The 13,438-nt window shown below is 65.0% G+C and carries 11 protein-coding genes and 1 pseudogene; 6 read left to right on the plus strand and 6 right to left on the minus strand.

Going from position 1 to position 13,438, the window contains the following annotated elements; translation table 11 throughout:
* The first annotated feature begins 106 nt into the window (after positions 1-106).
* Positions 107-751 carry a YqgE/AlgH family protein gene (locus ACVWYI_RS06950; RefSeq protein WP_247343712.1) on the plus strand — a complete coding sequence of 215 codons (645 nt, stop codon included), beginning with the start codon at positions 107-109 and terminating at the stop codon, positions 749-751.
* 169 nt (positions 752-920) lie between these two features.
* Here the strand turns inward: ACVWYI_RS06950 and ACVWYI_RS06955 are convergent, their stop codons facing one another.
* Both ACVWYI_RS06955 and ACVWYI_RS06960 read right to left on the minus strand, forming a co-directional pair.
* Positions 921-1,808, minus strand: coding sequence for a TauD/TfdA dioxygenase family protein (locus ACVWYI_RS06955; RefSeq protein ID WP_456661575.1), 888 nt, complete (start codon positions 1,806-1,808; stop codon positions 921-923).
* A gap of 141 nt (positions 1,809-1,949) precedes the next feature.
* A complete protein-coding gene (locus tag ACVWYI_RS06960) occupies positions 1,950-2,729 on the minus strand; it encodes an SDR family NAD(P)-dependent oxidoreductase (protein ID WP_354103025.1) in 780 nt (259 codons plus the stop codon).
* A 99-nt stretch (positions 2,730-2,828) separates the two neighbouring features.
* On the opposite strand from ACVWYI_RS06960, the gene ACVWYI_RS06965 reads away from it, so the two are divergent.
* Together ACVWYI_RS06965 and ACVWYI_RS06970 are read left to right on the plus strand one after the other, a co-directional pair.
* A complete protein-coding gene (locus tag ACVWYI_RS06965; protein ID WP_456661576.1) occupies positions 2,829-3,566 on the plus strand; it encodes an SDR family NAD(P)-dependent oxidoreductase in 738 nt (245 codons plus the stop codon).
* Positions 3,567-3,626: 60 nt separating this feature from the next.
* The gene (locus ACVWYI_RS06970; RefSeq protein WP_247446321.1) at positions 3,627-3,995 is read left to right on the plus strand and encodes a CsbD family protein; all 369 of its coding nucleotides are present in this window, start codon (positions 3,627-3,629) and stop codon (positions 3,993-3,995) included.
* Positions 3,996-4,118: 123 nt separating this feature from the next.
* Here ACVWYI_RS06970 and ACVWYI_RS06975 read toward each other — a convergent pair whose 3' ends face one another.
* Both ACVWYI_RS06975 and ACVWYI_RS06980 read right to left on the minus strand, forming a co-directional pair.
* On the minus strand, positions 4,119-5,813 hold the full coding sequence (locus ACVWYI_RS06975; RefSeq protein ID WP_247446322.1) for an SGNH/GDSL hydrolase family protein: 1,695 nt from the start codon (positions 5,811-5,813) through the stop codon (positions 4,119-4,121).
* A 180-nt stretch (positions 5,814-5,993) separates the two neighbouring features.
* Complete coding sequence (locus ACVWYI_RS06980; RefSeq protein WP_456661577.1) at positions 5,994-7,391, minus strand: lytic murein transglycosylase; 1,398 nt, start codon at positions 7,389-7,391, stop codon at positions 5,994-5,996.
* A 202-nt stretch (positions 7,392-7,593) separates the two neighbouring features.
* Between ACVWYI_RS06980 and ACVWYI_RS06985 the strand changes: the two genes are divergently transcribed.
* On the plus strand, positions 7,594-8,469 hold the full coding sequence (locus tag ACVWYI_RS06985) for a UTP--glucose-1-phosphate uridylyltransferase (protein WP_456661578.1): 876 nt from the start codon (positions 7,594-7,596) through the stop codon (positions 8,467-8,469).
* 100 nt (positions 8,470-8,569) lie between these two features.
* Here the strand turns inward: ACVWYI_RS06985 and ACVWYI_RS06990 are convergent.
* Positions 8,570-9,992, minus strand: a pseudogene (locus tag ACVWYI_RS06990) (sensor domain-containing diguanylate cyclase).
* Between ACVWYI_RS06990 and ACVWYI_RS06995 the strand changes: the two are divergent.
* Positions 9,964-10,089, plus strand: coding sequence for a hypothetical protein (locus tag ACVWYI_RS06995; RefSeq protein ID WP_456664624.1), 126 nt, complete (start codon positions 9,964-9,966; stop codon positions 10,087-10,089). The pseudogene ACVWYI_RS06990 and the gene ACVWYI_RS06995 overlap by 29 nt on opposite strands.
* Positions 10,090-10,211: 122 nt before the next feature.
* Positions 10,212-10,481 (plus strand): DUF7662 domain-containing protein, encoded by a 270-nt coding sequence (locus ACVWYI_RS07000; RefSeq protein WP_456661579.1) that lies wholly within the window; start codon positions 10,212-10,214, stop codon positions 10,479-10,481.
* Positions 10,482-10,493: 12 nt separating this feature from the next.
* On the opposite strand, the gene ACVWYI_RS07005 is transcribed toward ACVWYI_RS07000, so the two are convergent.
* Complete coding sequence (locus tag ACVWYI_RS07005) at positions 10,494-13,370, minus strand: EAL domain-containing protein (protein WP_247341849.1); 2,877 nt, start codon at positions 13,368-13,370, stop codon at positions 10,494-10,496.
* Between the last annotated feature and the right edge of the window lie 68 nt (positions 13,371-13,438).

Consider the following 13,438-nt stretch of genomic DNA (forward strand, 5'->3'; position numbering starts at 1 on the left):
TGTGATGACTTGAATCAAGTCCTGCAAGTCTTGACCTTGCAAGCCTTGATTTGACAGCGGACCGGCCCGACATCAGGATAGGAATTGAAACCGGAGTGCTTCACCGATGGCTCCCACAGGAAAGAGGATGGGCGAAAGCACCCGCAAGCCCGGCCCCGCGCTCCCCAGTTCGGCGGGTTACCTCGACGGCCGCCTCCTCATCGCGATGCCGGTGATGGGCGATGAGCGCTTCGAGCGCTCGGTGATCTACCTCTGCGCTCACTCCGCCGAAGGCGCCATGGGCATCATCGTCAACCATCCGGCCGGCAGCATCGACTTCCCAGAGCTGTTGCAACAGCTCGGCATCATCAAGAAGGGCGAGCACATCAAGCTGCCGGAGAACGCCGAAAGCATGAAGGTGCTGCGCGGCGGTCCGGTTGATACCGGCCGCGGCTTTGTGCTGCACTCCAGCGATTTCTACATCGAGAACGCGACGCTCCGGATCGACGACGGCGTCTGCCTCACCGCGACCGTCGACATCCTGCGCGCGATCGCCGACGGCTCCGGCCCCAAGCACGCCATCCTCGCGCTCGGCTACGCCGGCTGGGCGCCGGGCCAGCTCGAGACCGAAATCCAGAGCAATGGCTGGCTGCATTGCGACGCGGATTCGGATTTGATCTTCGGCGATGACGTCGATGAAAAATACGGCCGCGCGCTGCGCAAGATCGGCATCGATCCCGGCATGCTCTCGAACGAGGCGGGCCACGCGTAGCTGTTGGTATCGCAACACCCTCCGGTGTCGTCCCGGCGAAGGCCGGGACCCATACCCACAGGAAGTGATTGTTGAAGCGAGCTGACGCCACTAGCCTTCGTCAAACTACATTCAGTGGTTATGGATCCCGGCCTTCGCCGGGACGACGGTGGAATGTGTGGCTGTATCCCTACTCCGCCGCCTGCTGCTGCACCGTCGGCTCGGTCCCCGCCACTGTCGCGCGGCGCATGTCGCGGGGCTGGGACTGGTCGTAGCGGCGGACGCGGTGCATAGTCTGGCGGTTGTCCCACATCACGAGATCATGCAGCTTCCATTTGTGGACGTAGACGAACTCCGCGCTGGTCGCGTGCTCGTTGAGATCGCGCAGCAGTACCCGGCCCTCCGGCACGTTCATGCTGACAATCTTGCCGGCATGCGATGAGAGATAAAGCGACTTGCGACGATGCACGGGATGGGTGCGCACGAGACGTTGCAGCACCGGTTTGAACATCGTCTTCTCGTCGTCGGTGTATTCGGTAAAGCCGAGCGATCCCCGCGAATACATCAGCGAGTGCTCGCACACGAGGTCCTCGATCTCCGCCTTGGTGTCGTCGTCGAGCGCGTCATAGGCCGCGCGCATATCGGCGAATTCGGTGTTGCCGCCCTTCGGGTTGAGCACGCGGGCCGACAGCAGCGAGAATTTTGCCGGGATCGGGCGGAACGAGCTGTCGGAATGCCACAGGCAGTTGCCCAGATTGAACAGATGCGCCCGGCTGTCTTTCGCCAGCGGCTTGCCGTCCTTGCCGAGGTTGGAGACGTCGTTCAGTCCGGACTGGAGCCGGTAGTCCTTCTCCTTCGTCACTGTGCCGCCGCGCGTGTCTTCGCGCCGGCCGAAATTCAGCGCAAAAGCCATCTGCTGCTCGTCGGTGATGTCCTGGTCGTGGAAGACCAGCACCGCATATTTGTCCATGGCAGCCTCGACCTCGCGGGCCTGGTCCTGTGTGAGAGGCTGTCTCAGGTCGAGGCCCGAGACCTCCCCGACAAAATGCTTCTGAAGCTGCCGGATGGCGATCGTCATGACGTTTTCTCCCGCGAACCGCGAGCGGTTGGTCCCGCTCTGTCGCTGAAAAAGCTACTCCCGTAACAGGCGTTGTCAACGCTCGGTGCGCATAGCTGCCCGCAGCCCGGATTGCGCTACGCTCCATCCGGGCCACAGCTCTTACGCGTTGCGCGCCATCAGGCCGCCGTCGACGGGGATGACCGCGCCGGTGAGGAAGGACGCTGCCGGCAGGCACAGGCTCAGCGTCATGTGCGCGACCTCTTCGGGATCGCCGTAGCGGCCCAGTGCGGTGCGGCGCTTGGCGTAGATCGTCTTGTGCTCTTCCGATATCCGGTCGGTGATGGCTGTGCGGATCGGACCCGGGCAGATGCAGTTGACGGTAATGCCTTCGCGGCCGAGCTCCACCGCCAGCGAGCGGGTGAGGCTGGCGACGCCGCCCTTCGCCGCCGAATAAGGGCTGTGCAACGCGGTGGCGCCGAGCGCCTCGGTGGAAGCGATGTTGACGATGCGCGGGCTGTTTGACTTGCGCAAGTGAGGCAGCGCGGCGCGGACGATGCGCGGATGCGCCGTCAGCATCACCGCGATGCCCCTGGCCCAGGCGTCTTCATAGGCCTCGTCGTCGATCGCGACGCGCACGGAGATGCCGGCATTGTTGACGATGATGTCGAGCCCGCCGAAATGCGCGGCGACGTCGCCAACCACGCGCTTGATCTCGGCGCCGTCGGCAACGTCGAGCTTCCAGGCTTTCGCCGATCCGCCGGCTGTCGCGATGTCCCTCGCGACGGCTTGCGCGCCTTGCTCGTCATAATCGGTGACGGCGACGTTCGCGCCCTCAGCGGCGAACACGCGCGCCGTCGCGCGCCCCATGCCGCTGGCCGCGCCGGTGACGAGAACGGTCAGACCCTTCACGGATCGGCTGAGCTGTTTGAACTCGGACATGCTGTTTCCTCAGGGCTTTTTGTTTCTTGTTGTGAGATTGACAAGGCTGGCATCGATCCGCAGACAGGTCAAACAAGCAAAACAAAACGGGAGGACGTGATGACGAACGAGCTCGATTTCTCAGGCAGGCAAGTGCTGGTCGTCGGCGGTTCCAGCGGCATCGGCAACGGCATCGCGCAAGCCTTTCGCATCAGGGGCGCGCAAGTTGCGGTCTGCGGTACGCGTGCTCACGCCAAGGAATATTCGCAGGAGGAAGGCTCGGATCTCACCGGTCTCTCCTACGCGCAGCTCGACGTTGGCAATGCCGGGGCGGTCGAAGCGTTCAAGCCGTCGTTCGACAGGCTCGACGTGCTGGTGCTCGCGCAGGGCGCGGTGCTCTATCGCCGCGGCGAGTTCGAGATGGCCGGCTTCCGCAAGGTCGTCGAGGTCAATCTGATGAGCCTGATGGCCTGCGCCACGCGGTTTCATTCCATGCTGCGGGACTCGCAAGGGTCGCTGATCATGGTGTCCTCGACCGCGGCCTATCATTCCACTATGGGCAATCCCGCTTACAACGCGTCGAAGACCGGCGCGGTCGGATTGACGCGGACGCTGGGCGAGGCCTGGGCCGAGGACGGCATCCGCGTCAACGGCATCGCGCCCGGTCTCGTCGACACCAAGATGACCAAGGTGACGACCGAAAATCCCAAGCGGCTCGAAGGTGCACTTTCACGCATTCCGCTGCGGCGATTGGGCACCCCGGCTGACATGGCGGGCGCGGCGCTGTTTTTGGCATCGCCGCTGTCGTCCTACATCATCGGCCAAACATTGGTCGTCGACGGCGGGCTTATTCTCTAGCGCGAAGGAACCGTGCCGCTCCTGATCGGTTACTTGGGCTGACCCCCGAGGAGGAGCATCATGGATAAGGATCGGATTGTCGGATCGGCCAAGGAATTCGCCGGACGCGCGGAAGGCGCTGTCGGTGATCTCGCAGGCGATGCGCAGACACAGGCGTCGGGCAACGCGCGGGAAGCCGCAGGCACCGTGCAAAATCTCTACGGCCAGGCCAAGGATGCCGTCCGTGACGCTGGTGAAACGGCGGCGGGTTACGCCAAGGACGCCTACGAGAACAGCGGCGACACTTTCCGCGATGGTTCGCAGGCAATTGCCCAGAAGGTGCAGGACAACCCGCTCGGCGCGCTGCTGGTCGCCGGCGGCATCGGCTTTGCACTCGCGCTGTTGATGGCGCGGCCTACGCGCCGCCCGCCGCCGCGCTGGCGCTATTAGGGCTCGGCTAAACGCCATCCAACGTGCCCCGGACGCAATGCGGCGTGTAGCGCCACATTGCGTCCGGGGTCCATTTTTTGGGGATGCCGCGAGAGCCAGGACACGAGGGCTCAGCTCGGTAAACTACCGAGCCACTTCCGCCGACCGCCCGACATTGCCCGGCGGTCGCGGGATCGCGGGGTTCTGATTGGGATTGCGCGGCCCTGGCGCGGGCGTCAATTGACGCGGCGGTGCTTGCGGAGAGCCGAAGCCGAAGAAATCACGAATTGACGGCGTTGCCTGTGCCGGCTGCTGCGGCACCGACGGCTTCTTCGGCGCGAGCTTTTGCGGCGCGATCGCTGCGGCGGCTCCCGGTGAACCCGGAGCAGCATTGCCCTCGGGCGACGTCGCGGCCATCGGCGCATCGCCTTTGGCCTGCTCGCGGCCGACTTCGCGGCGCGGCCAGGCATAATCGTCGGCACGGCCCGCGGGCGCAGCCAATGGCTCGCCCTTCACCATTGTTCTCGCAGCGAGCGCATCGACGGCGGCAGGGCGCGAGCCCGGTCCGCCCAGCAATTGATCGGTCGAGATCGAGGCCGCAACCAGCGGCACGATCGGGCCGGCCAGCGGCCGCGGCGCGGGCTTGCCGGGTTCGGCACTGGTGTCGGGCGTTGCGGGTTCGCTCGGCAGCGCGATCGGGCCGGAGCGCCCGGCGAGCAGGCGCGTGATCTCGCGTTCGACATAGTGAGCGAGCTTGCGCGCGCCGGGTTTTGTGAAATAGACGCCGTCATAGCTGCGGAGCTGACGGATCTGGCCTTCGAAGTCCGGGCCCTTCTGGAGGAAGCGGCCGGCCTCGTCGACAAAGCCGTCCCAGACATCGACGTAAGTTATGCCGGCCTTGGCCGCGCCTTCGCGATAGAGCGAATCCAGGAACAGCATGTCCGCGGTGCCCTTGGGGCCGCGGATCGCGGGCAGGCCGACCCAGAGCACCGGCACGCCCTTGCTCTTGAGCACGTTGGCGAGCTCCTCGATCTTCTTGCCGTAGAGCTCGACCCAGCGCTCGTCGCGGAATTCGTAGAGGCCGTTCGGGTTGCGTGCGCTCTTCTCGGGCGTTGCGACCGCCGGTGTGTCAGCGTTGTCGGCATCATCCTGCGGCAGGTCGGCGTCGTCCGGCTTGGCCGCGCTGTCGTTGGGCTTGGCATCGCCGGGCTTGGCCGGTGGTTTGCCACGCGCGCCCTTGTCGTTCTTCTTGTCCTTGTCCGTCGCCTTGTCCGACTTATCGGGGGCTGCTGCCTCGCGGATGGCGATGCGGTCGTTGAGGCCGAGCATGACCACGATCACGTCGGGCTTTTCGGTTTCGAGGATGCCCTTCGCGGCTGCCGCCCAGTCCGAAGGCTCACCCTTGGGCTGGTACTTGATCAGGCCGGACGTGGTTTTGTGCTTGCGGATCACGCCCATGTCGGGCTGCTCGGTGTAGGCGTCTTCGAGGCCGTAGGCGAGCCAGTCGGCCATGGCGTCGCCGATCACCAGCACGTTCTTGTCAGGCGTCGTGTCGTGCTTGGCCGGCGCCGGTGCGCGCGAAAAATCCTGGCGCGGCGCCTGCTGCTGCTGTTGCTGCTGCTGGAACGGCGCGAAGAAGTCGCCGCCGAACCATCCGCCACGTTCACCGCCGCTTCGCGGTGGCGGGGCCTGGCGCTGCGGCGGGCCGCCGAAGCCAGGGAAATTGAAGAATTGCGCCGAGGCCGGCCCCGCGATCAAGACCAGAATCGCAAGCGCCGTCCCCAGCGCGATCAGCGGGCCGGTCTCGGTCAGCGCCTTGAACAGGGACTTCTTCGACATGCGATCTCGGGCACGCGCAATGGGGATCGGGACTAGTTCAATATAATAACGGAATCAGGCGCCAAACGGGCAGATTCTCTTTTCAGATTCTCTTCAGATACTGGCCCATACACGGGGAACAGCCGCCCCCGTCAAGGCTGCCTGCCAGAATCCTTGTTCAGGGTTACTTTCGGCGCGATTTTACCGCCCGCGCAGCCGGTCCAGCGCGTCTGAGGAGGCAAATCCGTCCGCGGGGACCCCGATCGAGGCCTGGAAGTTGCGCAGGGCTTCCCGGGTCTGGCCGCCGAACTGGCCGTCGGGGGTGCCCTTGTAGAAGCCGCGCTGGGCCAGCAGCTGCTGGAGTTCCAGCCGCTCGGTGCGGGACAGCTCGCGTTCCTGCCGCGGCCAGGGCTGCACGAAGGGCTGGCCGCCGCGCAGGCGGTCGGCGAAATGGCCGATCGCCATCGCATAGGCCTCGGCAGGGTTGTACTTCATGATGACACGGAAGTTCTGCAGCATCAGGAAGCCCGGCCCCTGCGCGCCGGCGGGCGCCAGCAGATAGGCTTTCTCCGCCGGGTGCGGCAACGGCTGGTTGGCCGGGCGCTTGAGCCCGAGCTTCTCCCATTGCGCCATCGTCATCGCCTTGGCGCGATCGGCCAGCATGTAGTTGAATCCCTCCGGCACCACGACCTCGTAGCCCCAGGTCTGGCCGGCCTGCCAACCGTCCTTCTTCAGATTGTTGGCGGTCGAGGCGATCAGGTCGGAGGGATTGTCGACGACGTCGCGCCGTCCGTCACCGTCGCCGTCCACGGCAAAGCGCTTGAACGCGGTCGGCATGAATTGGGTCGGGCCGAAGGCGCCGGCCCAGGAGCCGCGCAACTGTTCGGGCCTGAGGTCGCCGCGGTTCAGGATCTCCAGTGCCGAGAGGAACTCGTCCTTGAAATAGGCCTGGCGGCGGCCGATGCAGGCGAGCGTTGCGGTCGATTGCAGCACGCTGCGGTCGCCCATCTGGGTCGAGTAGTTGGACTCGATGCCCCAGATCGACGCGATGATATAACGATCGACGCCGGTGGCCTTTTCGGTGGCGTCGAACTGCGCCTTGTATTTGGCGAGGACCTCGCGGCCCTTGGCGAGGCGGTTGTCGTTCACGAGGATGTCGAGATAGTCCCAGATCGACTTGGTGAACTCCGGCTGCGAGTCCATGAGGTCCATGATACGCAGGTCGGGCGCAAGGCCTGCCGTGAAGCGCTGGAAATTTTCCTGCGTGATGTTGCGCCGCGCGGCATCGGGCCACATGCCTGCGACGCAATTGTTGAAGTTACCCGCGGCCTCGCGGATCGCGGCGGCCGTCATCAGCGGATGACCGGAGGCGCCGTCCTCGCCGGTCCAAGGTTGAGCTCCCGTTTGAGCGTCCCCGGGGCCGGGCATTGCTTGCGAGGGCGCCGGGTTCGGACCGGAAAAAATGCCGCCGAACAGATTTGACAGACCGTTCTGAGTCTGCGCGCCGGCGGGGAGCGGGAACAGCAGGACGGCCGCAATCATCATCGCACCGGTCACGGACCCGCCCCGTTTTGCCAGCCCTGCCATTGATTGCATCATGTCCTCACCTGTCCGGCCAAATCCGCCCTCAGGAGGCCTGGTTACGGTTGCCAACTGCTTAACAAAGGTGAAATTTTGATGACGGCCTTTTTCTTAACTCTGTGAGGACGAGGCCCCACATCCGCCTTTGTTGGCGGCTGCAAACAAGCTAGCAAGATGCCATTGCTTCCTTCACGTGTTCCTCAGGTATTCGATCAATCCCATGAAAATCCGCAAAGCCGTATTTCCCGTTGCCGGCCTCGGCACCCGCGTCCTGCCCGCCACCAAGGCGATGCCGAAGGAAATGCTGACGATCGTCGACAAGCCGCTGATCCAGTATGTCTATGACGAGGCCAGGGAAGCCGGCATCGAGCACTTCATCTTCGTCACCGGCCGCAACAAAAGTGTCATCGAAGATCATTTCGACCGGATGTTCGAGCTCGATGCGACGCTGGCCGCCCGCGGCAAGAAGACCGAGCAGGACGTTCTGGCGCAGAACCAGCCCGAAGCCGGCGCCGTCAGCTTCACCCGCCAGCAGGCGCCGCTCGGCCTCGGTCATGCGGTCTGGTGCGCGCGCGACATCGTCGGCAACGAACCGTTCGCGGTCGTGCTGCCCGACGAACTCGTGCTCAATTCGCCCGGCTGCCTGAAGCAGATGATCGAGACCGCCAGCAAGCTCGACGAAAAATCCAACATCATCGCGGTCGAGGCGGTGCCCGACCATCTCACCCATCAATACGGCATCTGCGGCGTCGGCAAACGCACCGGCAAGATGTTCGAGGTCGACGGCATGATCGAGAAGCCGGCCAAGGGCACCGCGCCCTCCAACCTCTCGATCACCGGCCGCTACATCCTCCAGCCGGAGATATTCAAGATCCTGGAGACCCAGGAGCGCGGCGCCGGCGGAGAGATCCAGCTCACCGACGCCATGATCGGACTCGCCAAATCGCAAAAATTCTACGGCGTCGAATTCGAGGGCGAGCGCCACGATTGCGGCTCCAAGCCCGGCTTCCTCCGCGCCAACATCGCCTACGGCCTGAAGCGGCCCGAACTGCGCGATGGCCTGATCGCGGAAATGAAGAAGTATCTGGGGGAATAGACGTCGGCTGTTTCTACTCGTCACGGCGAGCGAAGCGAAGCGATCCGGAATGCTTCGTCGCAAGAGCTTCCCGCAATGACGGCGGTAAGCAGCATAGCCCTCACGCCACCAGCGCCAGCTTCGGCAAGCTCGCGACCACCGACTGGTTGCGGCCGCCGGCTTTCGCGGCATAGAGCGCCTTGTCGGCGGCGGCGACCAGGATCGGCCAGTCCATGCCGGTGGTGGGAACGAAGCTCGCGATGCCGCAGGAGACCGTCGAGGCCGTCTGGTCGTCGGACCAGCCCTGCACCTTGATGCGGATCGCCTCGGCGACCTCTAAGGCGTCGGTGACCGAGGTGCCCGGCAGCAGCACGGCGAATTCCTCGCCGCCATAGCGCGCGGCGCAGTCGCCGGCGCGGCTCACCGAGTCGGAAATGCAGATGGCGATGCCGACCAGCACCTGGTCGCCGGCCTGATGGCCGAACGTGTCGTTGTAGGCCTTGAAGTGATCGGCATCGATCATCAGCAGCGCGACCGGCGTCTTCTGGCGCATGGCGCGGCGCCATTCGACGTCGATGACCTGGTCGAACTTGCGGCGGTTCCTCAGGCCGGTGAGCGCATCCGTCGTCGCCATCTCCTCGAGCTTGCGCTCGGCTTCGGCGCGCCGGCCGATCTCGCGCGCGAGCACCAGCGTCGAGGCCAGCATGAACAGGATAAGCGCCAGGACCACGGCGCCGATGCGGTAGGCTTCCTTCTGCCAGAGCTCGAACACGGCGTTCAGCGGCTTGCCTGCCACCACGAACAGCGGACCGCTGTCGGTGCTGCGTACATAGAGCCGCCGGCGTCGGATCGACCGGGCCCTGGCCTGCATAGGAGGCGCCGGCCCGGAGATTGTCGGCGCTCCAGGTCCGGCGATCATTCAGGTTCGTGCCGATCACGTCGAGGTCGAACGGCCGCCGCATCATGATGGTGCGATCGCGCTTGAGCACGGTGATGGTGTCATCGGGGTTGAGGTTCAGCCGCTCGAACAATTCGTGGAAATAGCTGAAGCGGATCGAGCCGGCGACGACGCCGAGGAAGCCGCCGTCAGTGTCGCTGATGCGCCGGCTCAGCACGATCGCGTAGGCGCCGCGGAACAGCATGGGACGGCTGATGTAGAGCCCGGCTCCAGGATTGTCGCGATGAATCCTGAAGTAGTCCTCCTCGCTGCGGTTCTCCGGCAGGGGATCGAGCGTGGAGGCATCGATGGTCAGCCTGCCCTCGGCATCGAACACCTGGATCGCGCCGAAGTTCCTCGCCGTGGTCGCATGGTCGAACAGGATCAGGTGCCGGATCGGCTTTGAGACCGTCGCGATCTCCGGCAGCAGCATGTTGCCGGCGACCGCCTTCAGAGACAAATCGTAGATCTCGATGTTACGGGTGACGTCGGACTCGATGGTCGTTGCGAGGTTTTCCAGGGTCTGGCGGGCGAGCGCCTCCTCGCCGCGGCGCATGTCCAGCATGACGTTGACGCAAATGGCGGAAAAGCCGATCACCGTCACCACGGACGAGATGATCAGCAGCTTCGCCGAAAGCCGCCACGGCCGGCGGGCCATGACTTCGCGCCATCCAGACAACATCATTCGCTCCCGACATCACTGAATGCGCCCGAAAGCTTGAGTAGTGTTTAAGCCGGGACGGCGCTGCCGTAATGAGTTAAAAATTGGTTTCCGCGGCTGACGTTTTTTGGCAAAGCGGGGCTTCGACCAGCGAAGAGGACAGCGGTGAACGATTACGACGCGTTGCGCGATTATCTGATGCGGCACAAGCAGGCGGAATTCGTGCTGACCTATGAGCAGATCGAGGAGATCATCGGCGCGGCCCTGCCGCGCGCGGCGAATCGTGCCTCATGGTGGGACAGCCGGCGCAGCCCCGACATCAAGATGCCGCAGCGCGAAGCCTGCCTCGCCGCGGGCTTCGTGGCAATGCGAATGCCGGATGGCCAGAGCGTGCGGTTCACGAAGCGGAAGAGCGACCGGCGGCGGCCGGGGTGAGGCGAAGGAAAGTCAGCTCGCCGCTTCCAGCCGCACTTCCGTGAGCAGCCGCATCGCGGCGTCGGCGTCCATGGGCTCGCCGAAGGCGAAGCCCTGCGCGTATTCGCAGCCCATCTGGTAGAGCTCGACCGCGTCGGAATCGGTCTCGGCGCCTTCGGCGACCACGTCCATGCCGAGGTCGTGCGCGAGCGCGATGATCGATTTCAGGATCACCGGCCGCGTGCCGCGATTGGTGGTGCGCACGAACGACTGGTCGATCTTGATGGTATCGAACGGGAAGCGCTGGAGATAGGCCAGCGACGAATGGCCGGTGCCGAAATCGTCGAGCGAGAGCCCGGTGCCGAGCTCGCGGATCCGCGTCAGCATCTGCGCCGCGTGCTCCGGATTTTCCATCACCATCGATTCCGTCAATTCCAGCTTGAGCGTGCCGCGGGCGACCGACGAGCGCGACAGCACGGTGCGGATGTCGTGGATGAGGTCGTGGCGCAGCAATTGCCGCGAGGAGACGTTGACGCTGGCGAAGATCGGCTCGCGCGAGCGCATCGCACGCTGCCAGATCGAGAGCTGCTTGGCGGTCTGGTCGAGCACGAACATGCCGAGGTCGATGATGAGACCGGTCTCTTCCGCGATGGCGATGAATTCCGACGGCGCCATGCGCCCGAGCTTCGGATGATCCCAGCGCACCAGCGCCTCGAAACCGGCGATCGAACGATCTTCCAGCCGCACGATCGGCTGGTATAGGATCGTGAGCTCCTGCCGCTCGATGGCGCGGCGCAGCTCGCTCTCCAGCGTCAGCCGGTCGGTTTTTCGCGCGCGCATCGCGGGCTTGTAGACGTCGATGCGGTCGCCGCCGATGCGCTTGGAATGATACATCGCAAGCTCGGCGTCCTTGATGATCTCGTCCGTGAGCTGCACTTGCGGATCGGACAAGGCGAGACCGATCGAGGCGGTGAGAAAAATCTCACGTTCGTTGAAGGCGATCGGCGCGCGGATAGTCTTGCGGATGGTCTCGGCGAAAGCGGTGATGCGCGCAGGGTCTTGCTCCGATAGCAGGATCAGGCCGAACTGATCGCCGGCAAGCCGCGCCAGCGTGTCCTGCGGTTTCAGGATGCGGGTGAGGCGGCGGGCGAGCGTCAGCAGAATCGAGTCGCCGACCGCGATGCCGACGGAATCGTTGACCTGCTTGAAGCGGTCGAGATCGATCACCATTAGCGTCGGCCGTAGCGTCGGCATGGTCTTGGCGAAATGCGCGACTGCGCCGAGCCGGTCCATGAACAGTTTGCGGTTGGGCAGGCCGGTGAGGTTGTCATGCACGGAATCGTGCAGCAGGCGCTCTTCGGCATTGCGCAGTTCGGTGACGTCGGTGAGGGTGCCGACGACGCGCGAGACCTCGCCGTCGGAGCCGACCACCGGGCGCGCCTTCAGCGCAAACCACATGAAGTGACCGTCCGGCGTACGCAGACGGAAATCCTGCACCAGGCGGCCGCGGCGCTGATCCAGCACGCTGTCGAGCGCGGCGCGGAAGCGGTCCTGGTCGAGCGGGTGCAGCACTTCCAGCCAGGACGCGGCCGGGCCTTCCAGCGTGCCGCGTTTGAGACCGAGCAGGGCTTCGGTCTCCGGGCTGGTGAACACCTTGTCGGCGGAAACGTCCCAGTCCCAGATCAGATCGCCGGAGCCGGCCAGTGCCAGCGCGCGCCGCTCAATGTCGGAGACCACGCCGGTGGTGGCGCCGCCGCCCGCGAACGCGTGCTGCATCACCGTGAAGCCGATCAGCATCACGATCAGCACGAGACCGCCGAGCAGCGCCGGGCCGACGATGTCGTTGGTGACGGAGCCCGCGACCGCCATGCCGGCCGCGATCACCCAGATCACCAGCAGGAACCAGGTCGGGATCAACAGCACCGCGCGGTCGAAGCCGTGGGTCGAGAGATAGACGATCAGCGCGAAGCCGGCGAAGGCGATCAGCACCAGCGAGATGCGCGCGATGCCGGAGGCGACCGCAGGGTCGAACAGAGCGAGCGCAACCAGCGAGCCCAGGAACGCGAGCCAGCCCACCGTAATGTGCGAATAGCGCACGTGCCATCGACTGAGGTTGAGATAGGCGAACAGGAACACCAGCAGCGTTGCCGCCAAAATCGCCTCACCCGCCGCGCGCCAGATGCGTTCGGCGTTGTTCGACATGTCGAGCACCTTGCCCCAGAAGCCGAAATCGACGCCGATATAGACCAGCACCGCCCAGGCCAGCGCCGCGGCGGCCGGGAACATGATGCTGCCCTTGACCACGAACAGGATGGTCAGCACCAGTGCGAGCAAGCCGGAGATGCCGATCACGATGCCCTGGTAGAGCGTGAACGAGTTGACCTTGTCCTTGTAGGCCTCCGGCTCCCACAGATAGAGCTGCGGCAGCTTGTCGGTGCGCAGCTCCGCGACGAAGGTGACGACGGCGCCGGGGTCGAGGGTGACGCGGAAGACGTCGGCGGTCGGGCTCTCCTGCCGCTCCGGCCGGTCGCCGGTCGAGGGCGTGATGGTTGCGATGCGCGACAGCCCGAGGTCGGGCCACAACAGCCCCGAGGAGACGATGCGGTAATGCGGGGCGACGATCAGGCGGTCGAGCTGGTCGTCGGTGTTGTTGGCGAGCGCGAACACCACCCAGTTCTGGCCGCCTTCGCGGGCGCGCACCTCGATGCGGCGGACGATGCCGTCGGTTCCGGGCGCGGTAGAGACCTGAATGCGGTCGGCGTCGCTGCGCTGATGCTCGAGCACGCCGGTGAGGTCGATCGCGGGCGCGTCACCGCGGACGCTGACAGCGTCCAGCGCGCGCGCCGGGAACGCGCAGACGAGAATCATGAGGCCCAGCGCTATGGGCGCGAGGCGCCTGATCAGACGCAAGGTCAGTTCTCCGCGTTCGACGCAAACTCTTCAGTGCAGGCTCTTCGGTGCACGGCGTTTTCCGAACG

This window comes from Bradyrhizobium sp. LB13.1, assembly GCF_054056815.1.